28 protein-coding genes and 1 tRNA gene are annotated in these 23,433 nt (G+C 43.8%); 9 read left to right on the forward strand and 20 right to left on the reverse strand.

The window, feature by feature from the left end; translation table 11 throughout:
* Positions 1-396 precede the first annotated feature (396 nt).
* From VK497_01775 to VK497_01790, 4 genes are all read right to left on the reverse strand, one after another.
* Positions 397-837 carry an AAA family ATPase gene (locus VK497_01775; GenBank protein ID HMI09108.1) on the reverse strand — a complete coding sequence of 147 codons (441 nt, stop codon included), beginning with the start codon at positions 835-837 and terminating at the stop codon, positions 397-399.
* Positions 794-925 carry a hypothetical protein gene (locus tag VK497_01780; GenBank protein HMI09109.1) on the reverse strand — a complete coding sequence of 44 codons (132 nt, stop codon included), beginning with the start codon at positions 923-925 and terminating at the stop codon, positions 794-796. Before VK497_01780 ends, VK497_01775 begins: the two co-directional genes overlap by 44 nt.
* A 251-nt stretch (positions 926-1,176) precedes the next feature.
* Complete coding sequence (locus tag VK497_01785; GenBank protein HMI09110.1) at positions 1,177-1,662, reverse strand: hypothetical protein; 486 nt, start codon at positions 1,660-1,662, stop codon at positions 1,177-1,179.
* A gap of 232 nt (positions 1,663-1,894) precedes the next feature.
* Positions 1,895-1,970, reverse strand: a tRNA-Pro gene (locus VK497_01790).
* A 99-nt stretch (positions 1,971-2,069) separates the two neighbouring features.
* Here VK497_01790 and VK497_01795 point away from each other — a divergent pair.
* Complete coding sequence (locus VK497_01795) at positions 2,070-3,590, forward strand: glycosyltransferase family 39 protein (GenBank protein HMI09111.1); 1,521 nt, start codon at positions 2,070-2,072, stop codon at positions 3,588-3,590.
* Here VK497_01795 and opgC read toward each other — a convergent pair.
* Positions 3,577-4,647, reverse strand: coding sequence for an OpgC domain-containing protein (gene opgC, locus VK497_01800; protein ID HMI09112.1), 1,071 nt, complete (start codon positions 4,645-4,647; stop codon positions 3,577-3,579). The two genes, VK497_01795 and opgC, sit on opposite strands and share 14 nt — an antisense overlap.
* A 56-nt stretch (positions 4,648-4,703) precedes the next feature.
* Between opgC and VK497_01805 the strand changes: the two genes are divergently transcribed.
* Together VK497_01805 and VK497_01810 are read left to right on the forward strand one after the other, a co-directional pair.
* On the forward strand, positions 4,704-5,168 hold the full coding sequence (locus VK497_01805; GenBank protein HMI09113.1) for a peroxiredoxin: 465 nt from the start codon (positions 4,704-4,706) through the stop codon (positions 5,166-5,168).
* A 66-nt stretch (positions 5,169-5,234) separates the two neighbouring features.
* On the forward strand, positions 5,235-5,849 hold the full coding sequence (locus VK497_01810; protein ID HMI09114.1) for a TM2 domain-containing protein: 615 nt from the start codon (positions 5,235-5,237) through the stop codon (positions 5,847-5,849).
* A gap of 52 nt (positions 5,850-5,901) precedes the next feature.
* On the opposite strand, the gene VK497_01815 is transcribed toward VK497_01810, so the two are convergent.
* Positions 5,902-6,624, reverse strand: a complete 723-nt coding sequence (locus VK497_01815) for a glutamine amidotransferase (GenBank protein HMI09115.1) — start codon at positions 6,622-6,624, stop codon at positions 5,902-5,904.
* Positions 6,621-7,898, reverse strand: coding sequence for a MurT ligase domain-containing protein (locus VK497_01820; GenBank protein HMI09116.1), 1,278 nt, complete (start codon positions 7,896-7,898; stop codon positions 6,621-6,623). The genes VK497_01815 and VK497_01820 overlap by 4 nt, the downstream gene beginning before the upstream one ends.
* Positions 7,899-7,943: 45 nt before the next feature.
* Here VK497_01820 and VK497_01825 point away from each other — a divergent pair, with 45 nt between their 5' ends.
* From VK497_01825 to VK497_01835, 3 genes are read left to right on the forward strand one after another with little or no spacing between them, the layout of a single operon-like run.
* Positions 7,944-8,327 carry a hypothetical protein gene (locus VK497_01825; protein HMI09117.1) on the forward strand — a complete coding sequence of 128 codons (384 nt, stop codon included), beginning with the start codon at positions 7,944-7,946 and terminating at the stop codon, positions 8,325-8,327.
* Positions 8,306-10,780 carry an AAA family ATPase gene (locus VK497_01830; protein ID HMI09118.1) on the forward strand — a complete coding sequence of 825 codons (2,475 nt, stop codon included), beginning with the start codon at positions 8,306-8,308 and terminating at the stop codon, positions 10,778-10,780. Before VK497_01825 ends, VK497_01830 begins: the two co-directional genes overlap by 22 nt.
* A gap of 35 nt (positions 10,781-10,815) precedes the next feature.
* Entirely contained in the window at positions 10,816-11,421 is a 606-nt protein-coding gene (locus VK497_01835) for an HD domain-containing protein (protein HMI09119.1), read from the forward strand.
* Between the two features lie 6 nt (positions 11,422-11,427).
* On the opposite strand, the gene VK497_01840 is transcribed toward VK497_01835, so the two are convergent.
* A complete protein-coding gene (locus VK497_01840; protein HMI09120.1) occupies positions 11,428-11,817 on the reverse strand; it encodes a VOC family protein in 390 nt (129 codons plus the stop codon).
* Positions 11,818-11,949: 132 nt separating this feature from the next.
* Here VK497_01840 and VK497_01845 point away from each other — a divergent pair, with 132 nt between their 5' ends.
* The gene (locus VK497_01845; protein HMI09121.1) at positions 11,950-12,636 is read left to right on the forward strand and encodes an LPXTG cell wall anchor domain-containing protein; all 687 of its coding nucleotides are present in this window, start codon (positions 11,950-11,952) and stop codon (positions 12,634-12,636) included.
* A 43-nt stretch (positions 12,637-12,679) separates the two neighbouring features.
* On the opposite strand, the gene VK497_01850 is transcribed toward VK497_01845, so the two are convergent.
* From VK497_01850 to VK497_01860, 3 genes are read right to left on the reverse strand one after another with little or no spacing between them, the layout of a single operon-like run.
* Positions 12,680-14,269, reverse strand: coding sequence for a hypothetical protein (locus VK497_01850; protein ID HMI09122.1), 1,590 nt, complete (start codon positions 14,267-14,269; stop codon positions 12,680-12,682).
* A gap of 48 nt (positions 14,270-14,317) precedes the next feature.
* Complete coding sequence (locus VK497_01855; protein HMI09123.1) at positions 14,318-14,749, reverse strand: NUDIX domain-containing protein; 432 nt, start codon at positions 14,747-14,749, stop codon at positions 14,318-14,320.
* Positions 14,746-15,336, reverse strand: a complete 591-nt coding sequence (locus VK497_01860) for a phosphoribosyltransferase family protein (GenBank protein HMI09124.1) — start codon at positions 15,334-15,336, stop codon at positions 14,746-14,748. Before VK497_01860 ends, VK497_01855 begins: the two co-directional genes overlap by 4 nt.
* Positions 15,337-15,399: 63 nt before the next feature.
* Between VK497_01860 and VK497_01865 the strand changes: the two genes are divergently transcribed.
* Positions 15,400-16,287, forward strand: coding sequence for an aminoglycoside phosphotransferase family protein (locus tag VK497_01865; GenBank protein HMI09125.1), 888 nt, complete (start codon positions 15,400-15,402; stop codon positions 16,285-16,287).
* Here the strand turns inward: VK497_01865 and VK497_01870 are convergent, their stop codons facing one another.
* From VK497_01870 to VK497_01905, 8 genes are all read right to left on the reverse strand, one after another.
* Positions 16,288-16,728, reverse strand: a complete 441-nt coding sequence (locus VK497_01870) for an NUDIX domain-containing protein (GenBank protein ID HMI09126.1) — start codon at positions 16,726-16,728, stop codon at positions 16,288-16,290.
* Between the two features lie 129 nt (positions 16,729-16,857).
* Entirely contained in the window at positions 16,858-17,595 is a 738-nt protein-coding gene (locus tag VK497_01875) for a glycosyltransferase (GenBank protein ID HMI09127.1), read from the reverse strand.
* A 27-nt stretch (positions 17,596-17,622) separates the two neighbouring features.
* Positions 17,623-18,285 carry a class I SAM-dependent methyltransferase gene (locus tag VK497_01880; protein HMI09128.1) on the reverse strand — a complete coding sequence of 221 codons (663 nt, stop codon included), beginning with the start codon at positions 18,283-18,285 and terminating at the stop codon, positions 17,623-17,625.
* A gap of 95 nt (positions 18,286-18,380) precedes the next feature.
* Positions 18,381-18,884 carry an NUDIX hydrolase gene (locus VK497_01885; GenBank protein HMI09129.1) on the reverse strand — a complete coding sequence of 168 codons (504 nt, stop codon included), beginning with the start codon at positions 18,882-18,884 and terminating at the stop codon, positions 18,381-18,383.
* 62 nt (positions 18,885-18,946) lie between these two features.
* Positions 18,947-19,960 carry a ribose-phosphate pyrophosphokinase gene (locus VK497_01890; GenBank protein ID HMI09130.1) on the reverse strand — a complete coding sequence of 338 codons (1,014 nt, stop codon included), beginning with the start codon at positions 19,958-19,960 and terminating at the stop codon, positions 18,947-18,949.
* Positions 19,961-20,065: 105 nt separating this feature from the next.
* Positions 20,066-20,515, reverse strand: a complete 450-nt coding sequence (locus VK497_01895; protein ID HMI09131.1) for a hypothetical protein — start codon at positions 20,513-20,515, stop codon at positions 20,066-20,068.
* 5 nt (positions 20,516-20,520) lie between these two features.
* Entirely contained in the window at positions 20,521-21,135 is a 615-nt protein-coding gene (locus VK497_01900; protein HMI09132.1) for a non-canonical purine NTP pyrophosphatase, read from the reverse strand.
* Positions 21,136-21,206: 71 nt separating this feature from the next.
* A complete protein-coding gene (locus VK497_01905) occupies positions 21,207-22,034 on the reverse strand; it encodes a hypothetical protein (GenBank protein HMI09133.1) in 828 nt (275 codons plus the stop codon).
* A 111-nt stretch (positions 22,035-22,145) separates the two neighbouring features.
* On the opposite strand from VK497_01905, the gene VK497_01910 reads away from it, so the two are divergent.
* Complete coding sequence (locus VK497_01910) at positions 22,146-22,685, forward strand: inosine/xanthosine triphosphatase (protein HMI09134.1); 540 nt, start codon at positions 22,146-22,148, stop codon at positions 22,683-22,685.
* A 52-nt stretch (positions 22,686-22,737) separates the two neighbouring features.
* Here VK497_01910 and VK497_01915 read toward each other — a convergent pair whose 3' ends face one another.
* Positions 22,738-23,379 carry a class I SAM-dependent methyltransferase gene (locus VK497_01915; GenBank protein HMI09135.1) on the reverse strand — a complete coding sequence of 214 codons (642 nt, stop codon included), beginning with the start codon at positions 23,377-23,379 and terminating at the stop codon, positions 22,738-22,740.
* Positions 23,380-23,433 lie beyond the last annotated feature (54 nt).

The raw sequence follows: 23,433 nt of genomic DNA on the forward strand, positions 1-23,433 counted from the left end.
GACTCCATCCGTCAGATAACTAAATCCAAATTGAACTCCCATCACGATTATCATCAAAATAACAAAGTCTGTACTGTAGGCTAGAAATCGATAACCTAATAGGCGCTTCGTAGATATTTTTTGTTTTTTCATATGTCTTCAGTATGGCATAGCTATAATGGTCTGCCTAGCATGCACCTCTGCATATTTTGCTAAACATCACTGCTACCCTAGAGAAATATCAGCTTGCTATCAAAAAGTTTCATGAATCGGTTGTTTTTGATGATAAAAAGTTAGATTCAATAAGGCTTTAAGGCTACGAAGCTATCCCGTTGTTTTCGTGAATCTATCAATAACGCTCTGGGCTACTACGTCAGGTTCTGGCTCAGCATCAATACTAACTCCACCAGCCGACAGTCAGTCTGCTTCCACTCTATGTTTCCAGCTCAGTACCCAATTTCTAACATCGTCTGTACCACCAAATTCATGAGCTTGACGAGTAGATAGCCTGGCAAGAGTCGTTTCATCAGAAACCTGCAATACGGCCGTATGATCAAATATTGCCATCATTTCTTCCGTACGGCTTGTGCCTCCACAATAAAATGCTATTTCAGATTGCTGCTTTGCAATAATCGACTTCAGTTTCTCTAGATCGCATACCCACTCACCGTCAGTATTACGGGCAAGATCTCCGATGTCTTTACCCGGAATTGGCTTTCCAGTCTCTTCATCTACTAATGTGAATAGACCTGGAATACTTTCAATATCGTATGCTTCATAGCCAAGGTCAACCAAAGCTTTACATACGGTAGACTTACCAGAGCCAGAAACGGCGGTGATCAATACTGATTTTTTCATTCTCTAATGGTAGCATCTTTTCGTCAGTTGCCTTGAAATGAAAAAAGCCGTCCAAACGAACGGCACTTTTCATGGTCGAGATGATCATCTACTCCTCAAACTATTGGATTATATAATCACCAGCCCGACCGTGGGTAGAGAATTAGTAAAGGAGTTGTGGCTAAATGATTCCAGTCAACAGCCTAAAGCATATAGTGTAATATTTTAAGATAGCAAACACCCCGCCTAGCACCGTGAGGCACTACGCGGGGTGTGCTCTCGAACAGGTAAGACGGGGTTTAACCTAAAACGTCATGGGAAATCACACGGTGGAGATGCGGTCGTGCGACCAAGACTTCCTCAGGAGGCCTTGAGCGTACGCACCACGATACCGTCGGAGTGGCTCTTCTGAACCTGCACACCGCGGGCGACGTCCACCCACTGGTCACTCAGGTGAACTAGGGTGGCCTCCGCCCAGTGCGTGTTGCAGGAGCAGTTCTCGCACCTGACATGCACCAGAATGTGGTTCGAGTTCGCGCAGCAGAAGTCGTAGCCCTCAGGGCGCTTCATCTGCACCTTGGGCACGGCGTTGTAAGCTGTGCCGTCGATGGTGTTCCAGAACTTGGTGGGCAGGAAGAACCGTCCCGAACCCCAGATGGGCTCCGCGAGCAGCGCCTTGGTAGCTTCCGCCACCTTGATCAGCAACTCGGGGTTGTCAAGCAACTTCTTCACGTCATCGCCGGTCAGACCCGCGTTGTTGAGACGGGTGACGAACTGCGTCATCTGTCCCCACGGGAGGTCGGCGATACGGGTGTTGGAGTTACGGAACTGGTTGAACCTGGTCATAATGACTGGGCTCCTCTCGAGGTTTACCGTTGGCTGGCCGGAGCGGCTGGCCTATAGGTGCGGCATTTTATCTCTAAGTTATTAGAAACAAGATGCCGTACCTATGTGTGATTTTCCATTTGTTAAAGAACATATATTATAATATACTAATATGTGAATAATGTCAATAGATAGGTTAGTCAATATATTAAAATAGTATGTAAAATACATACTATAACATAATAAATTCAATTGGTCGGGGTGAAAGGACTCAAACCTTCGACCTCTCGGTCCCAAACCGAGCGCGCTATCAACTGCGCCACACCCCGATAGGTGTTACTTAGGTGATTATAGACTAAACCGTGTAACATTTCCAGTAGTTTTCTACTGGTGGCTTTTTTAGTTCAAAGGCGCTACCATAAATCTATATGATACAAAAGATTCTTGAACGGGTTTTCCATGTCAGGCGTACTAGCTGGGCAGAGCGACATTTTACGGCAATACTTATAGTTGGAGCGGCTGTGGCTATGCTTGTCAGCTTAGCAATTGGTCTGGCGCAGAGTGTGTGGTTTGACGAAGCGTATTCAATTATGGTTGCTAAGCAGCCTATCGAACAGCTATTGCATTTAACAGCGGTAGATACTCATCCGCCACTTTATTATCTGCTGCTAAAAGGTTGGGCTGGACTATTCGGGTGGAGCGAATTTGCGCTTCGAAGCTTAAGCGTCCTTGCGCTTGGCGGGTCACTAGTTATTGGAGGCTTACTTGTGAAGCGAATGTTTGGCGTACGGACAGCGCTTATAACCCTTCCGTTCATTTTGTTTGCGCCATTTCTCCTCCGATACGGATTCGAGATTCGCATGTACGCGCTCGCATCGCTAATCGGTATTGCAGCCACATATGTGCTCGTGTCGGCAGTCGATGCTAAAACGAAAAGGCAGCTCTGGATTCGTTACGGACTATATGCCGTGCTGGTTGCTATCGGAGTCTATACGTTGTACTACACGGCACTGTTGTGGGTGGCTCATCTAGTGTGGCTAGGTTGGATTACGTACCGTGAAAAGAAGCCGGTCCTTAGAGCTCCTTGGTTATTCGCATTCGCTGGCAGTGTGATCTTGTTCTTGCCGTGGTTACCAACGTTCGTAAGGCAAATAAGTAACGGGGCATTAGCACCAATTTCACAGGCAATGACACTTGAAAACTTGCTGGGAATTATATCATTCAACTTTGTGTATCAGCCGGTTTGGCAGTTGAATGCGCTACTATCCCTTCTGGTGGTATTTGTCATTGGAACGCTTGGTTACGTCACCGTACAAGCGTTTAAGGTTGTGTCAAATGATAAAAAGAAGTACCTTTTGCTGCTGGCATTTTACGTTTTGATTCCCATTATTGTGCTGACGCTCGTATCACTTTTCCGACCGATGTATGTTGAGCGCTATCTAGCGCATATTGCAATTGGCGGGATGCTATTTGTGGGTGTCGCTGTAGCACTTGTAACGAAAAAAACGACGACCGTTACCGTTCAGGCCGCTGCGCTTTTGGTCGTAGTTCTTGTGGTTGGTGTTGCTCATTTGATACAAGTTGGAAACTACAACTTCCAGCGTTTGCAAAAACCTGATGTTGCCCGTGCGGCAGCCCTTTTAGAGCTATGCGAAACAGGTGCTACTATTATGGCTGCCGATCCGTATGTTGCTATTGAACTTGCCTACTACGTTCCAAAAGATTGTGATATTCATTTTTACAGTAAGGATGCAAAACTAGGCGGTGGGTATGCGCTACTTTCCGAAAGTCCCCTCCGTATTAGTGATCCAGCCAGCCAACTTGCAGATAAAAAGACCGTTTACTATGCTTACTACGATCAGCCTAGCCTGGAAATTCCACTGCTTCTCAACCAGACAGGCGATGAAAAGTTTGGTTCTCTTACGGTCGCAACCTTTAGCGCGGAATAAGCTTATTTATGTGGGGGATTTTCAAAAGTCCCCAAGTAAATAGTATACAACCGATACCGAGTAGGGTGTTTAGCCATATGTTATTAAACTGCACGAATAGTAGCTGGCATAGTACGAGCGGTATTGTATGAAGAATATATGCAGTCAGTGACCGCTCTCCAAAGGCAATCAACAACCAGCCAAGCCAGCGTTTTAGGAATGGCAATATCAGCTGAAAAAGACTAAGCAGCCCGATAAACCAAATGAATGATGTCAGTATGGTGGCGAGCGTGATGGGATCACGTCCGAATAATGAGCTCTCGTATTCGCCTGGTGACATCGGAAGAACTACTAATGCAGCTGCAAGAACTGTTACGGCCATCAGCCCTATAGTTCCGAAGCGAATGACCTGCTGCTGCTTTTTAGCCAGGCTGTAATATTTGGCAAAGATCGAATCAAGGTAAAATCCGGCGATTGCAGGCAGGAAGAAGAGAAGTTGCCACTGCATCCATTCAATAGAGTTGACGACGCCTAGAATCCACATGGCAGCTGAAATGCAGGCTACTATCCATGCTTTCTTGCGGCGCAAAAGCCAAATCGCAAGGGGCGAAAGAATGAGGAAGATGGCGTAAAGATACAAGAAGTGTGTGAGTGTGTGAACGTAATCGAACCGGAGCGCACTCATGACTAGTTCATTCCAGTGCCCGATAGGAATAGGAATATATGCCATGTCTCCCTTAAAATTAAGTGCCCACGAAGCTGCAACTAACGCAACGGTAGTGATAAGCATCCAAATATAAAGGAGTAGGCCGCGTTTGATGAGCTTCTGGCTGACCTCTAATAGGGGTTTGTTACGGTTCTTGTATCCTCTGACATACCCCACTAATAACCCAGAGATAATGACAAAACCTTCGGCCGCGGATGCCCATAGTTCCCCGCGTCCGCTCACGACTTCAAATAAACTTGGCCAGCGCCATAAATGATCAACGATAATCACTATAATAAAAAAACCGCGGAGGTAGTCGAGAGCCAGTATACGGGAAGGGGCTGTCTTTAACAGGCTGGATTTAGCAATCATTGTATCTAGTATATCAAAGCATTCGTGAAGGTTTCCTGAAAAGGTATACTAAATATATGACGATAAACACCACTCCCTATCCAGCACCAGAATTCTCACTTAAAGATGACGAAGGTGCTATGCATAACCTCACTGATTACAAAGGGAAGTGGTTGGTGCTCTATTTCTATCCTAAGGATGATACTCCTGGCTGTACGGTCGAGGCCTGTAGTCTTCGTGATGCACGCGATGACATTACCGCGCTTGATGCCGAGGTAGTTGGCGTTAGCAGCGACGATGCTACGAGCCACGAAAAGTTTAAAGCTAGACACACATTAAACTTTACGCTTTTAAGTGATCCTGACCGAACGGCAATGAATGCTTACGGCGCATGGGGTAAAAAGATGTTTGGTAAAGAAGGAATTCTTCGCAAGACATTTATTATTGATCCCAAAGGGATGGTTGTAAAAGTCTACGGACGAGTAACACCGCTTGGCCACGGCGAGCAGGTGGTTGAAGCGTTAAAATCTTTGCAAAAATAAATACACTTATCTTTATATAATAAACCTGATAAAATGCTGATATAAACCATATCTTAAGGGGGAACAATGGAAGCAGCAAATCAGCGCGGAGGAAAAAGTTTTCTAGTTACGTGGATTCTTAGCATTTTAGTAGGTGTATTTGGGGTTGATCGTTTCTATCTGGGCAAAGTGGGCACGGGGCTTTTAAAGTTATTTACGTTTGGCGGGCTTGGCATTTGGTGGTTCGTTGACCTGATCATTTTATTATGCGACGGAACACGGGACAAACAAGGTAATAAGTTAGCGGATTATGAAAAGAATAAGGTACTTGCAATCATACTTACTGTCGTCGTCCTTGCACTTAGTGGAGTATACGGCGCAACTCAGCGCGGGACTACTACGGTAATTGACAATACTAATACAAGCACAACTCCAGCTACGGATGAATCTTCAAGTGATGCTCCAAAAAGTGATGCCAAATGGGATGTCGAGGCTTCGTATGCCAAAATTGAAAATGGTATGACTAAAGCTCAAGTTGAAGACGCAACAGGTAAGAAAGCAGAAAATTGTACAGAAAGCCAAATCGAAGGGTACGGCAAGACCGAATCTTGTTCTTACGGTAATGTATTTACGGACAAAGCCTCGATAATGGTAATCTTCACGCAAGACGTCGTTAGTAGCAAAACGAAATCAACCTACTAATATTTTTCTAGATTTAGATAAAATCGCGCCTCGTAATGGGGCGTGTTTTTGTTTAACGGGGACGTTTTAGCGCAGCTTCCCTAGCCAGATCTGCAAAACGATCATCAATAACGGTTGGAATAAATTCACCATACTTTTTGATAATTGCTTTTTCAACGAGGAAATCTGCAAGATGAGGGTTTTTGGGCAAAAGTGACCCATGCAGATAGCTAGCCACGACATTTCGATAGCGTGCGCCCTCGGTGTCATCCTGTCCATTGTTACCCGCGCCTTTTATAACGTGACCAAGTGGCTGGACGCCCTGGCCAAGAAAAGTAAGTCCGCTATGGTTTTCATACCCGATAATTTCACCAAATTCACTACTTTTTGTCGTAATGTTCCCTATGAGCCGCTCTGGTCCGGCGTGCGTCTCAATATCTAAAAGGCCAATTCCTTCAATAGTGTGTCCATCGCTCGCCTTAAAGAATTTACCGAATAACTGGTATAGTCCGCAAATCATAAGCATGGGGACATCGTCGTTTGCTAGATCATGAAGCTTTGTACTGATTGAGAGTAAGTCCGTCTGGATATTATCTTGTCCCGAATCTTGACCGCCACCGCCAATAACTAAGTCGACATTATCAGGGAATTTGTCCCCTTGGTTGTATTCAAGCAGATTCACCGTATACCCATGCCATTCAAGACGTCGTTTTAGTACCAGGACATTTCCCCAGTCGCCATAAATATTCATGTCATGAGGATATAACTGCAAAATCGTAATCTGTTTTTCGTTCATGAAATAACCTCAACTTCTGTCATCTTGCTTAGCTCCCGCCGAAGGGCGAGCATAGAGGTGTAGGTACAGAAAATCCGTTTAGGGCTGTCAGCATTCGACGTAATAAAGTGACGAAGTGCTTCCGTGAGATCCGGCTCGACATGAGATATCAGTACTTCGTCGTATTGCAATCGAAGAGCCATATCGTATGCACGCATTCCGGTCACCTCGGCGACGCCGGCTTCTTTTAGACTGTCAAATTCAACATCCCAGAGCCATGACATGTCCCGTCCGTCGGCATAATTATCGTTAATAGCGATCATTGTGGCGTAGCCTTCGGGCTTGAACGACGAGAGACTTAGACGAAACCCACTCGGGTTTTTAACAAGCACTAATTCTAACGGCTGGCCGCCAATGACGACTGTTTCACCGCGTCCAAAAGCGGGGGTGATTTCTGCGAGCGCTGCAACGAGCTTTTCTTTGTCCATTGTTTCGCCGACAATTACCCCTGCAAGAGCAAGTGCGGCCGCTGCATTGTAAACGTTATAAATACCCTGTAGTTTGAGCGCTGTCGAAACGGAATGCCCGTCCATGGTAAAACTCGCGACGCCTTCTTTTAGCGATTCAAGAACGACGCCAGCCTGGAGCGTTTGACGTTTGCCCGTCTGTGCGGATTTACCACGCATTTCGTCGTCATTTGGAAAAAGATGGGCAAGTTTTGGGGATAGGCCAAAGTAATTAATCTTTTGATACGTAAGAACACCTGCAATTGCCGCTACCCGGGGATCTTCGCGGTTCAGCACCACCGTTTCAGTCGTGCTTTTAGCAATAATGGCGAGCATTTTAGCGGTTGCATCAATTTCGCCAAAACGATCTAGTTGGTCGCGCATAACGTTCAAAAGCAGACTGTAGCGAGGTGGGACATTTTTAACGAATGACACGGCATGTGCTTCGTCTAGTTCCAGAATGGCAATATCGGCGTCAATGACCCCTTTATTATCGACTTCGCCTAGAAGTGCTGCGGCAACACCACGAGTAAAGTTACTACCTGTGCGATTGGTAAAAACCTTTAGGCCCTGGCTTTCCAGTAATTCAACGACCATTTTCGTCGTGGTAGTTTTGCCGTTAGTGCCGCTAATAACCACAACCCCTTGTGGCAACGTGGAAAGCGTACGTTTAATAAAATCAGGATCAATCTTTTCGACAAACAGGCCGGGAAGGGCAGATCCGCCTCCGCGTAGACGAGTAATATAGCGGACAGCTTTGCCGAGCAGCGTCACATATGGTTTTGACATACATCTATTATAGCGTAACCGAAGGGTGTGCGTTACAATAAGATTATGTTTATAGTGGGGATTCTTTCATGGTGGTACGGCCCGGGGTGGCGCGAGCGTATTTCGATTATGCGTGAACATGTCGATTCAACTATGGATTTCTTTTCGATCGGACTTTTACTCAAAACACTATTCTCACCCTTTCGTCAGATTTCTGCTGGTAAAGTGAACGGGCCGCTAGCCGTACAGATGCGAGCGTTCTTTGACGGCCTTATTTCACGTATGATCGGCGGGATGATCCGCTCCTTCATGGTAATCATAGGTATCTGTGCCATTATCCTAACGGGACTTATCGGGTGTATTGGTTTGATTCTCTGGGCGTTCGTGCCGCTTCTGCCGATATTCGGCATCATATTGTGGTTGTCAGGATGGATGCCGTGGATACGGTAACATTTCAATACAGCAGCCCAAGAGCGCAAAAAGCGCGTATCGGCCATGCTCTTAGTGGAATTTGGCAGCAACTTCTACCTGTTTTTGTCGTTCTTTTGCTCATTTCAGGAGTCGCGCTTCTTGCCATTGGGATAGCGATTGGATGGCTGCTGGTCGGACTTGCGGCGCTTCCGTTTATTATTAGGGTTTGGTATACGCATGAATTAAAAGAACTGCCAGTCAAAAGTAAAGATCCAAAAACAATTGACGATCTTTTAGCGGGCGATGTTTTAGGCCAACTTCCGAATAATCCTACTCCTCATGACATTGCGCTTGCCGTCGGTCGAGTATCGGGCGGGCAGTTCTTTGGAGCAAGATTTGGTATTGGGGCTGGACTCTTGCAAAATATTGCGTCGAACGAGGTCAGCCAAACTGCAGCCGTATGGCAAGCTGCAATGCTCGTAAAAGAACAAACGGAAGCAAAGCAAATTTCAGGAAGCGTTCTTGTCGTTGCCCTTGTGCGATCCTTTCCGGATTACGAAGGGCTACTTGCTCGTCTGCAATTGGACGAGGATGATTTACTGCATGGCGTCCACTGGCAGCAGCATATCCATGATTTGTTTGCAAAACACTCAAGTCCTAAACGGACTGGCGGTCTTGCGCGTGACTGGTCATTCGGGTATATCCCCCTCCTGACGCGTTTTGGCCAAAATATTAGCGATCAAATTGCACGAGGCGGGCTTCTTTCGGTTGAGCTAGAGGCGCACACGCAGGCGCTTGACCAGCTTATTAATACATTTGGTAATGCTGGCCGACAAAATGTCGCCCTTGTAGGGCCTGCAGGCGTCGGTAAGACGACGCTTATCCATGCATTTGCCGAACGGCTTTTGGACGCAACAATGAAATTACCTGAAAGCCTTAAATTTCGTCAAGTCTTTATCCTCGATGCGTCCAGCCTGATTTCGGCGGCTCCAGGTCGTGGCGAGCTAGAGAATCTTATTATGCAGGTGCTGGGTGAGGCCTATAACGCTAAAAACATCATTATCTGCCTTGATAACGCGCAGTTGTTTTTCGAAGAAGGAGTTGGCTCGGTCGACCTTAGCAATGTCCTATTGCCTATTCTTGAAGCAGGACGCCTTCGTATGATCTTAACCATGGATGAACAGCGATTCCTGCAAATTGGCCAGCGTAATCCGGCACTCGTAAATGCGCTTAACCGTATCAGTATTAGCGCGGCAAACGAACAAGAAACACTTGCGGTAATGCAAGATCAGCTGATTATGACTGAATTCCAGCGTAAGGTAACCTATATGTATCAGGCGCTTGAAGAGGCCTATCGTTTAAGCGAACGCTACGTACATGACCTCGCAATGCCAGGCAGAGCTATCAAATTAATGGAATCGGCTGCGGGATATAGCGAAGACGGGCTGGTGACGGCCGCATCAGTTCAAAAAACGATCGAACAAACGATGGATATCAAAGTTGGCGTCGCAAGCGGTGAGGATGAACGTGATAAACTCCTTCACCTTGAAGATTTAATCCACAAACGAATGATCAACCAGACCAGGGCTGTGGGCGTGGTGAGTGATGCGCTTCGTAGGGCGAGGGCAGGGGTACGCAATCAAAATCGCCCAATCGGTACGTTCTTATTCTTAGGTCCGACCGGTGTTGGTAAAACAGAGTTAGCCAAAGCGCTAGCTGACGTGTACTTTGGCGGCGAAGCCCGCATGATACGGCTTGATCTTAACGAATATGTACGGCCAGAAGATGTCACGCGCCTTATTGCGGATGGTGCGGATGACCCAACCAGTCTTACCGCCCAGGCAATGAAGCAACCTTTTAGTGTCGTGCTGCTTGATGAAATTGAAAAAGCTCACCCGAATGTGTTAACGACACTTCTACAGCTGTTGGACGAAGGAATTCTGCGCGATATCAAAAACCGCGAGATTAGTTTTCGCGATACGATCGTCATCGCGACATCTAACGCAGGAGCCGATAGAATCCGCGAATATATCGAACGCGGTTACCAGCTGGAACAATTCGAAAGCCAGTTTATTGACGAACTAATCAGTAGTAATCAATTCAGACCTGAATTCTTGAACCGTTTTGACGAAATCGTTACCTTCCGTCCGCTTGGCAAAGAAGAATTATTGCAAGTGATCGATCTGATATTGGCTGGTATCAACAAGACCTTAGCTTTGCAAAAAGTGAAGGTAGCTGTTGCCCAGGACGCAAAACTATTCCTTGTAGATAAAGGATATGACCCTCGCCTGGGCGCTCGCCCAATGCGCCGTGTCGTTCAACGTGCAGTCGAAAACACCGTGGCCAAACAAATGCTTTCTGGGAATGTTGCCCCAGGCAGCACAGTCGAAATTAGCCTTGAGCAAGTTCAGCAAGTATTAGGAAGTGAACTGCAGGCGAATAAGATTGTCGCTGATAGTAGACCGCCAGAATCTCCTATTCCGACGGCGTAGGCCTTCACAATGCATATCTTGATATAATGATGACCATGCATCTCCCTACCTTTCAAGAAATAGAATCTCTTCATGAAAAGTATGCGCCTAGTGAGAAAGTATTTGACCTGATCTTTACTCACTGTAAGATAGTCGCGGATATAGCCGATCAGCTAATTGCGACAAATAACATTGTCATTGATGCAGATTTAGTAAGAGTCGGCTGTTTGCTGCACGACATTGGGGTTCACCCTATTCTTGACGAAGAAGGCAGGAGACGCGACGGCCTACATTTCATTACGCATGGAAATCGCGGCGAAGCAATTTTAAAAGCCGAAGGTTTTCCGGAAGTAATTCGGCGGTTTGCATCCCACCATACGGGTGTTGGGCTAACAAAAGCCGACATTATAGAGCAGAATTTCCCTTTGCCACAGCAAGATTACTTAGCTGAAACCAAAGAAGAGCGGCTTGTTATGTATGCGGACAAATTTCATTCAAAAATGCCCTCACCACCGCATTTTAACTCATACGAACAGTACAAAGAATTTATTAGGCAATTCGGTGAACATAAAACAGTCCAGTTTGAAAAAATGGGGCAAGAGTTCGGCATTCCGAATTTGTTACCCCTTAGTGAAACGTATGGCCATCCAATAGGAGCGTAAATGCTCTTACGCGTCGTGTAGAACAGAAAGAATATTGCCAGACGGGTCTTTGAACCAGGCAATATCTGGTCCCATATTCTGCGAAATACCTCGGGCGATACCCTTTTCGTCGGTCATGCCTTCGTATTTTTCAAAAGTAACACCTTTAGCAACAAGATCATCAACCGCTTTGTCAGTATCCTCGACAGGGAAGTTGAGTACCGTATAGGTTGCTGGTGTGTGGTCCTCCTTGGGGTAAATAAGGACTTCACCACCTGTTGCAAGATGAAGTGTCAACATATCCATTGGCGCCGGCTCTTGCTCGACGTTCAGACCTAGCACGTTACCATAAAATTCTTTTGCAGCAGCTAGATCGTTAACCGAAAAACCGCTGAATGCTGGTGTGTCTTTGAACATATTTCCTCCTTGATTATATCTTTATTGTACTCCTTTCGAGCGCCCTTATCACGCTTACGTTCTATCATAATATTGACAAATAAGCACTAATATGATAATATGAAAGATGAGAGTAATATTTGAGAGGTGTTTATGAACATTGTATTTAAGAGTTTTATCGCGTTAGCCGCTTTAACAGGAGTGCTTACATTTGTAGCTCCATCGGCAAACGCAACCAATACGTCAACATGTGTTGATGGTAGCGTACGAAGTAACCTCGTGGTTACCTGGAAAAGTAATAGTAATGTGACCGTAGCTACGGCAAATAACAAGCCGCTTTGTAACGACGTAACATTGTTCTTTTCGTCATATACGATGCCTGACAACTATAACGGTCAGCCATTCACGCATAACCCAACCGCATCACCACAAACAATTTTTGGTAACGCAACTGCCGTTTTGAAAAAAGGTGAAGCTAAAGCAACTACTATGGCAATTGAACTACCCGAAAGCTGTAAAAACATCCAGGTAGACGTTTATTATGCGCCGAAGATCGAAACCGTTGGTTCAAATGGCCACGGTAACCAATATATTAGTGGCAAGATCATCAAAAAGGCTCAGAACGAATGTACGCCTGTGACCCCACCTGTAACTCCAGAAGTTCCAACTCCTGAAGCTCAGACTCCGGAAACTCCAGCTCCTGTTGTGGTTCTTCCCGAAGAAGTACCAGCAGAATTGCCACACACTGGCTCTAGCCTAGCTGGTACAATGACCATCGGTACTGTTTTGTCTACGGCAACGTATGCTGGACTTTACTTCCGAAACAAACGTCGTTCATAATTAATTAAAACGATATAAAATAAGCCGCGAGATGCGGCTTATTTTATATGAGTTCGTCTTTTTTATTGTTGAGGAATATCGTCCACTGCCTGATAAGTTTTAGAACTGTCTTTAGTGGTAGCTCTACGACGATATCAAGAATTTGGGCAATAATATTCATTCGTGCGAATCGGTATGAGATCCTTTGGCCGACAAAAATAAATGGCGAGTACAAGAAGTCACGTATGAGAGCGATGATACCTTGGTTGGTGTTGACGATTTCTAGCTCCTTAATCTGAACGGTCAAACGATATCCCAAAAAGCTTGCTGTTGAAAGAAAGACAAAGAAAATAACGCCTTGGACGATATTAAACTCAAGTGCTGCAAGCCTTGATGCTACCAGGTAAAATGCGGCCAAAAACATGATGACATACACGGTATTGAAAACATAGTTCCTGCCCTGTGATGAGGCGTATCGGATTGGTGCCTGTACGGTATTTGATTCGTAGACCATCGTTTTAGCGTAGTCGAGGATCGCTGCTTTATTAACGTCGGACGGATGTTTGAATGTTAGTGCAGTAATCGCAATAAAGAGCGGTGGAAAAAGAAGGTTAATGATGAGCGGAAGAATAACAATAGACCCCGTAACAATAATGTCATATGGAATTTCAATAACTAGGCCGATGAGTGCTTTGGTGATCAGTAGGAAAAAGATACTCTTTATAACACCAGCTTTAATAGTTCTTTTGACCTGCTTGTAATCCTCGTCAACTTGAAAGTCAATCATGTTGAGTGTCTTTGACTCATTTTTGATATCAATACTGCTGAGGCTGCTTGGGGTGGTAAAGAATGTAGAACGAAGGATACGAAGTGGCGCGCCATTTTTACTAACTAGCCTTGAAACCCGTGCAGTTGTTTTTAGTTCGGCGAGTGCGTCATACTTCTTATTAAATTCTATGAACTCTGGAATGTTAGACGTTGATATCGAATATAGATCAAGAAGCGCATTACGAATATTCGCATCGTCAGATTTTAACAATGCTTTATGAAGGCTGATATAAAGTAGCATTTGATAGTCGGCTTTTTCAACCGACTCATCATCAACGATATTGTCACCAATATCAATCAATTTTACAAAATGTGCATGCGCTAAATGTGCAAATGATAATATTCGGATCGGATTATTGAATAATTGTTCCGATTTAACCGATAGTAGGTCTAATACCCATTTCTGGGCTGTTTCGTTTGGTATCTTGTATTCATTTTTTAGCGTCCAGTAGGCAGCATATAGTTCTTGAATAAGTTTATCTAGCTCTTCGGCGGTTGACGTAGGTATGCTGTTGTTTTTAAGATATTCGGCTTGGGTTAGTTCAATAACAAGTTCGTGTCCAAGTCGTGTAGGCAATTTATTAACGCCAAAAGGTAGGTTTCGCTTATAAAAACGTAAGATAGCTCGTTGGAACAAAAGGTGATCTTGTATGTTTTCGGATGCATTGCGTAGCTGCTCGTAGGCAAATAATAGCGTATTTCCTACGTTTGGAACATGAATAGTAGGAGTGTGCGCGGCATCCTCCTGATGCTGATCGTATTGCTTGATGTTGCTGGTCGCTTGTTCAAGCATCACCCCTAGATCAGTTAATTTCTGGCTGTTCATAACTAGCTTATTATACACCTATCAGACAAGTTATTCTTAGAGATAAGGCTAATACCCAAGCTCAAGGTATTGTTTGTCGCCTAAAATTGATTCTTCAATGGCATGACGAAAGTCATCAATGATGTCATCCGGTAGATTGTGGATATCAACCCAGACTAATTCGCTGCACTTTTCCGGTTCGGCATTTTGAAAGTCGTATTCTTTATCTTTTATGATAAATTCGCAGGCAAAATATTCATAAGGATCATCGTTACGGGCATAGGCGCATAAAAACTCTAGATCATCTGGCTTTACGTCAACACCTAACTCCTCTTTGATTTCCCGAAGTATAGCGACAGAAGGCGTTTCACCTTTTTCGACATGGCCACCAGGAGCACAAAGCCAGCCGTCTTTCCACCCAGTATTAATTCGTCGTCCTAAAAGGACTTTTGAATCCTTTATGATAAAAACGTTCGTAGATGGTTTTATGAGATGAGTCATAGATCAGAAGGCGAATTAGCAATTGCTACGTAATCAGTCCATCGATGAGCCTCTGTACCCAGACGAGTGTCGTCCATTCCCATGCCAACAAACCATTCTTCCGACTTGACACTAATGCAATAAAAGTCAGCATCAAATCCGCGTGGTTTTTCAAGTTCACGCTGGACTAGGACGGCAAGATACACCTCGCTCGCACCTTTGTTTTCTAGATGTTTTTTGGTAAATAAATATGTGCCACCTTTATCGATCAGGTCGTCCAGAATGATAATAGTACGATCAGTCGTGGTAGATTTATGACTTAGATCCATAACGATTCTTGGTTCAGATGCTATTTGACTATTGCCATAGCGACTGACGGTTATGTAGTCAAGCTCTGGATTAAAGTAAGGATCTTGGCGTGCGATAGCAAACATCAGCTGGGTAGCAAACGGCATGCCTCCTCGGAGTAGGCACACGAAAAGCGGATCTTTATCTTTGAACTCACGAATGATTGTAGTGGCAAGTTCATCAATCTTATCATAGACTTCTTGTGGTGAGGCTACTATCTCTTTATATAAAGCAGGTTGGTCTTGGGTGTGATTTGACATTGGTACTATTGTACACGTTTATGGCAAGAGATATAGAGGGTGCACCTATGATATTATGACATCATGTTAGAACACAGCAAAAACCCAACATTTTTACTTAATAAAATAGCTATGGAATTTCCTGACCTTCCTTGGGGCGCATATAGATATATAGATGAAGGTTGGGATCACGAAGTTATTATTCTGGATGAGAAAATAGTTTTCCGTTTTCCGACTGACAAGGAATATACCGATATGCTGAAAGACGAAATAAAGATTTTAAAAGCTATTTCGCCAAATGTCAGCATCACTATTCCAAAATATACGTATATATCGAAGAATGGTGATTTTGCAGGGTATGATATTGTTCCGGGTGAATCAATCACGAAAACTTACTTTGACCAACTTGAACCAACTGAACGCACAAGTATTATTAAACAACTTGCAGATTTCCTCTCGACGATACACACACTTGATGTAAAGAAAGGGGATCTAAAGTTAGTGAATCCATCATTTCTTCCGGCTGATCAGGCCGAAATAAGGCAGCAAATGCCCCAGTTGCAAAAAATGCTAGATGGTGAAGATTATATAGTAGTGCAAAAGACTCTATCTGAGATCGATACCCTATTACAACAGTCACTCCCTAGTACATTTATTCATAATGACATTTATGACCGTCATTTGTTTTGGGATCAACACGACCAACGGGTAGGGTTAATAGATTTTAGTGATATGTCTATGGGTGATCCAGCGGCCGATTTTGGGCAGCTGTATGAATATGGCATAGATTTTATACATGAACTCTATAGGTACTATACAGGGCCAAAAGACGACACATTTTTAGATAGAGCGTGGTCATACCAAAAATGGACGGGCGTATATATGATGACAGACTACTTTGAAAATCATAAAACGTCGTTTGAGGTGGCACGCGAAACGTTTGACCGCGTTAAGGACAATATACCAAAGTAATTACCAGCCCACTTCAGAGAATCGCTTCCCTGATTTATAGGACATGATCACATCACGCACAAAAGGTATCATATTTTCAGGTAAATTGTCTAGAGAGAACCATTTTACCTCGTCACATTTGTCGGGCTCGTTCACTTTTGGTTCACCCTTCCATTCGCGCGCTACAAAAAAGGAATCAATATATTCATGCATTGTTTCCGGGTGCATACGGTGCATGACATGGACAAATTCTAGATCTTTTGGCCGAACAGTAACGTCAACTTCTTCTTTCGCTTCACGCGCTGCGGCGACGGTCAAAGATTCGTTACCATCAATATGACCCGAAGGTACCGTATAACTTCCGTCTGCCCAGCCGGTGTTAAATCGACGAATCAACAAAATGGAGTCGTCTTTAATAAGAAAAAGGAGTACTGCTGCGTATGGTTTAAATCGATCACTCATGAATTAACTATAACAAAAATTTACTTGTCGTTGTTTGGCATTAGGAGTCGTTTATCAAACCTGCCACGTTTGGCGCGTTTCTCAGCTTGGACAGGAAGATTAGTATCGGTGTGTTGATGTTTCATAATTTTACTCCTTTTTAAACTTTCCAAACTCATAATTAAATTTATTTACGTCAGTAATGACGCCATGTTTAATAGTTTCTACGTACCATTTATGCCATGTGATACCTAGTTTTATTCTGCCTGTTTTGTTAAGTCGTCTGGCGGATCCTCTGACGAGTGTACCAAATAGCATATAGTATCTTGCACCATTTTTATGTGCTCGCAGGCCATATTCTATATCTTCGGCTATGATGGCTTTTTCATTAAAGCCGCCCATATGGTTGTGAACTTGTTTGGTCGTGATGATGCACATACCCGTAAGGATCGGATTCTTATAACGTACAACGACAAAATAAAGAGTAGAAAGTATAAATAGAAATATATCCACAAACTTCCAGTCGTAAGGAAAGAGTGCTGGTATGGCAATGAAATTATCTTTGGTTTGAAAATGTCTTTCTAATTTTAACAATGTCTTTTTAGGAAGCTCCATATCACCATCTAAAAAAATAAGGCTGTCGTATTTGGCTTTTTTAGCGCCGTAGTTCCGCTGTTTGGAAATACCTGTGTCGCATTGATATATAGACAGGGTGGGGAGTATTTTTTGATATTCTTTAACAACTTCTGCGGTTTTGTCAGTAGAATGACCGTCAATCACGAGTACTTCATAGATACCTTTAAAATCCTGATTTACAAACGACCGTAGCAAACGAGGTAGGTAATGTTCTTCGTTGAGCGTTGGAATAATGATAGAAATTGGTTTCATAATTGTGACTAATATAACAATATACTGTCAACGAGTCGAATTAACGAGTAATATACAGACCGTACCCATTACTTTATCGGGTCGACGAATCATTGATGTTAACGCAGAGCACTCTTCAACTGATGGATGCAAACGTGCAAAAAGATCAAGCCATTCTTGGTGGGTGAAGCGAGTAATATGGGTAGGGTCTTGTTCGTAAGGTTTGAAAATAAATTCTCCTGTTTCATCTACGGTAGGGATGATAATGAGCAGCTTTCGTGCGACCCGCAAAAGTTCACGACTCAGGTCTGGAATTTCGGCTATAGGTACATGTTCAAGGACATCTTTTGCAACAGCCAAGTCGAAAGAACTATTTTCTAAATTGCTAAGGGTGTTGCTATTAAGAACTTCGACATACGGTCTTGCTTCTGGCACTGCATTGGCAATTGCCCATTCCGAAGGGTCCAATCCTTTTATCCTAAACCCCAAGTTATTGAAAGCAGCAGTCATGCCTCCTTGCGCACAGGCAAAATCAAGCACCGCAGCACCAGGCGTGATATCGGCAGCTTCGGCCATTGCCTGGGCTCGAGAGGGCGTCTGGTTAGGGTTAAAACTAAACGTTGTTTGCGGTGTTCCATCTGGATTAAGGTAATAGGACTCATTGTAATAAGCTTGGTTGACTATATTCGGTCCAGTAGATAATTTGGTCATAACTAGAAAAACTTCAAAATAAAACTAACACAGTCCAGACGAAAGGCTTTTACTATTGTTGTGATATTAACAAAAGGAAGATGGGTTTACAAGTTTTATTGGATCTGTCGCCATTTTATTAAATCCTCCTGAGCTTTTACCTGCCAATCCCATGCTAGCTCATCGGCTGTCGGTAAATTATCGAATGTACGCCAAACAGGATCTCCGCCGCTCATATCATCACCTGGCGTAATATCGCCACCTCGATACTCTGCAATAAATGTTATACAAAGCACGGGCTTGTGAATATTTGCATAATCTACCGCATACGATCCGAGATGGTCAATAAGGACAACATCGATTCCAAATTCTTCCCGAACTTCTCGAAGTGCAGCATCTTCGGCAGTCTCCCCGATATTAATAAAGCCACCAGCTGTATTTAAACCACCTTTGTTTGGCTCTATACTTCGGTATCCAAATAAGACTTTATTGTCATGAAGAATATATATGACCGCTGCTGGTGCTGGATCAAGGAAATTCTCGTGACCATTCTCGCATATAAAAAGATTATCTCTTTTTTGCATGGTAAGTTTGCCGCATTCTGTGCAATATCGGTCCATTGCTCTAATATACCATGTTGCTATTGACTCGACATGGTAGCAAATTCTTGGACGAGGTATCTTTATTGATGATTACGGTCTTTGAATATTTTCGAAACAGAACCATGGATCGCGATTTCAATAAGTGCCTCAGCAATAAGCGGTGCGCTTGAGAGCACATGTAATTTATCGCCAAGCGCTTCTCGCGCATCATCAAGCGGAACAGTGTCAGTAACGATTATTTCATCAATCGGTGCATCTTTTAGGCGATCTAGTGCGGGGTACGAAAATAAACCATGAGTTGCCGCTACGATAATACGCTTGGCACCCGATTTTTTTAGTGCTTCCGCTGCGGATACGAGTGTTCCTGCGGTATCGATCATATCGTCAACCAGTAGGCTGGTTCGTCCGTCTACACCATCTATACGGCTGGGACGGGTTATCTTGCTTGAATCGTGTCGATCTCTTGATTTTGGCATATGCACGACGTCAACTTCAAGCACCTCAGCATAATCTTCTGCGACTTTTGCCCTGCCTCCGTCTGGCGAGACAATGACGTATTCTTCGTTATTAGTCCCCACCTCTGACTTTAATGCAGCCTGTATGAGACCTTCTGCGGTAAGGTGATCAAACGGTCCGTTAAACGTTGCCTGTGTCTGTGGAGAGTGCATGTCTATGCTCACAAGTCGGTCAGCTCCAGCGCTTTGCAGCATCCTAATGACAGCCGCTGCAGATATAGGTTCACGTCCTCGGGCCTTTCTGTCTTGTCTTGAATAGGCCAGATAGGGCGCAACAACTGTTATGTCGGAAGCTGATGCGCGCTTTGCGGCATCGACCATTAAGACGAGCTCCATTAACGAGTCGTTTACGGAACGTCCGTCCATCGCTGCGAGGGTCTGAATGGCAAAGACATGATCACCTCGGACAGACTCCTCGTATCGTATATATAGTTCTGAATTAGGAAATCGTTTTCCTTCAACGGGCCCCAATTTAAGATTCATAAACTCTGCTATTTCGCTGGCTAATTCAGGGTGGGTGCTACCGCTTGCAATATATATATGGTTGCGTTGGTCGGGGCTTAGTTCGGGGTGTGCCATAAGTGTCTTGGTTTTCCGGAGATTATCTCCCTAGTCCTTAATGTAAGCCCGTCCGCTTGCTATCTAGGACTAACTATACATCCAGGAGACGAGAAACACAAAAACTCAGCTTTTAAAAGTCTGAACAAGTGCTACGAACTCATGTTTTAACGAATTTGTATCATTGCTAATCGAGGCTATGAAACCATTTTCCCGGGGGGCTGCAATGTCACGCACGATCTGAAACAAGAGTATGAATTTAGGCGTCTGAGCCGTTTCGGAAAGTCGCTGTAGTTTATCGACAAATGCTTTGGTTTGCTTTTTTTGAAGATGAGATAGGGATGGTCGAACGGATCTAATAATGAGTTTAACAATAACTAATACTCCAACGACTACCGAAACCACGATAATCAAGATGGCAACAAGCAGCCACCACCAGTCGCTGAATGTCGTAAGCCAGATACTTAGCCCCAAAAGGCCGGCCGAAATGATACCTGCAACTATCGCGACAATAAGATATACTCTATTTGCGAATTCGGCACCGATTGATCGTATTGCGAGTATTGATGGTTTCATAATCCCTACGATTCACTCTCTAGATAATATTTAGTAATAAACTTTGCCAGTGGCGCACCGAGTGTTTCACGCCATGAAGCAGCCTGTTCTTCCGGTGAAAGTTCTGTGATGTATTTACTACTTTGAGGGTCAATCTGTATTGATTCTAGTGGATAGCCAGGAAGTGTATTCGAATCTGGCGTGCCGACAAATTTACGATGAGTCTGCGATACAAAAGCATCTGATGTGCCATCGGGGCGACCTAATGCAAAACTGAATTCCCAATAACCGTCCAGACTACCCCCATGATCATTAATAAGATTTGTGTAATACGTAATCAGTTCATCATCAGTAGCTGAAGTATTACGTGGAATACGACGTACATATAACCCAGGCTGTAATGTTTTATCAAGGTCATTGAAATATAAGGCAGCGTCCATTGAAAGAACTGTCTTTTTGGTGGCCTGGGCATATTCAACGGCTTTTTTGCGTGCGTTCTCTTCTGGTGTCGCACCATCTTCTTCGACATCGACTTGAATGTCGCCCAGTCCTACGACATGGATATTAGTACCACGCAGAGCATCTTGCACTTGTGCAATTTTAGACGGGTTTCGAGTACCATATATTAATTCATGTGACATTACAGTAAGTATAGCAAATTATAACTGCCCAAACTCAACGAGGCTTTTATCGTAGAACTGGTGCTAAGGTATTACTTAACAACTTTGCGTGCTTGCCATAGAAGAATACCCGTAAGGAGTATAGCGAGTGCTATAACTATGCTGCTGAAGATATTTGTTGCTTCCTCCGATGCGTCTATTCGAAACTCCCATAAAACAGAAACAAACGTACTGTAAAGCACCCCTATAAGTGCGGCGAAGAAGAGCCGATCGAATCGTTTCTTTACGTTATTAAGAACTAGGTAAGATATGAATGCTATGACGAGAGGAATAACGAGGTAACTGACAATTATGAGCCATATAGATGTGTTTGGGCTGTATGTCGAAGTTCCTGTAATAAGAAAGTAGACCCCGCTAATGAGTGTATAAACCTCATAGACGACAAACGAGGATATCATTGCTACCTTGGCGAGAGTACTTACACCGGAACTGTTCGATTTGTTCTGTGAAAAGTAGGTGATGATCACGACGATAATAATAGACAGCAAGGGCAAGCCCATAAACAGAATTTTTCCCCACGGATAAGAAGGTTCTCCAAATAGGTTCTGAAGTCCTGAGCGTGCTGGAAAAAGCAGCCAGAATATCGCCATGGCAAGGACAGCGTAGAATACTCCTGCGAACAGTCGGCTGTAGCGTGTAGATTTTTTTCTAGCAAGCATATACCCTACGGCAAACCCACCACCAAGCAGGATGATGTAGCGCAAATAATATATATAATCGACTGGATCGTGAATAAAACGTTGGTTAGTGTACGCACTGTACAGATTAGCTATGCATCCTACTGTGATAACCGCGAGACCTGCTAATGTAACTATTTTTTCCAAGTGAGCACGGGTGTTTTTTTGCTTCATTGCATTCATATCAGTACTTTAGCACTAATATAGTGTAGCAACAATAAACATGAACATTATGGTACGGCACTATGTATGAAATTAGAACTGAGATATTATCTATGCCATAATCAAATAACAATGAAAGTTATTATTGGAACGAAGAATCAAAAAAAGATTGATGTCGTCTCTTCGATATTCAGAAGCGTATTTGATGTTAAAGATATTACCGTAATGGGTTTTCCTGCAGAATCGAAAGTGCCAGAAGCTCCTCATGATCGTGAGACATATGAAGGTGCATTTAATCGAGCAAAAGAGTGTTTTTGTCTAGGTTCGGCAGACTATTATGTTGGTATTGAAAGTGGACTTGTCGAAAGATACGACAATATGTTCGAGGAGGCATGGGCAATTGTTATTTCTAGTGACAAAACGAAGTACATAGGTTATTCAAGTGGATTACTACTTCCTGCCGTAGTAACTGATAGGATGAAAAAAGGCGAAAAGCATAATGAAATAATGGCCTACTTTGACAAAGAGTTTAATCTTCCGGACGACAATCGGGACACTTGGTCGCGCTATACAGACGGCAATATCAGCCGACAGGTCAGCTTAGAAGAAGCACTCAGAAATGCCCTCATACAAATTGGGATATCTGAGAAAAACTTATATAATTACAAATAATTTCTATGCACCACAGAAATGGTACAGCACTATGTATGAAATTAGAACTAAACTATCTTTTTCTGAGTAGTAGAGACTGAAAGTGAAGCTGAAGCCCACTTTCAGTCTCGCCTACGTCTAAAACATCCGCATTAATTATTTCGAACAAAGGCAACACTGCTTGTTGTAGCTTAGCATCGTCAAGAAACGAAAAAAAGCGAGGGAGGTTCATGCGTCTAGAATCAGTAAAAACAGTTTCTTTATTGATTCCACCGTAAACACCGTAGAAGAATATGCCATTTGGCGTAAGAGCCTCATGTATGGTTGCTAAAACTTGTCCCAAGTCTTTCTTTGGAACATGAAGCAATACGTTCATTGAGTATATTGCGTCAAATTGTCGTTGTAGCGTCCCAAGATCGTACAGATCAAGGGTGACTGCGTTCAACGCTTTATATTTACAAGTGTCTACCATTTTAGGTGAGATGTCGGTCGCTAGGATATCGAAGCCTCGATCTTGAAAATAGACTGAATCAAGGCCGGCTCCCGCTCCAATTTCGAGGACAGTTGTTTTATGTTCTGCTTGAATGAAGTCGGCGAAGTTCTTTCGGGTAGCGACTTTCCATGAGTTTCTTGAGTCGGCATTGTCATTACGTCGCTGGGCATCATTATCGTACGCGGCCACAAGCTCTACTTTAAGGTCTTTTTTATTCATCATTTTTTAATTGTAGCAAATAGATATGAATAATTTCTATGCACCATAGAAATAGTA

It is taken from the genome of Candidatus Saccharimonadales bacterium, assembly GCA_035317825.1.
Taxonomy (GTDB): Bacteria; Patescibacteriota; Saccharimonadia; order Saccharimonadales; family Saccharimonadaceae; genus DATHGB01.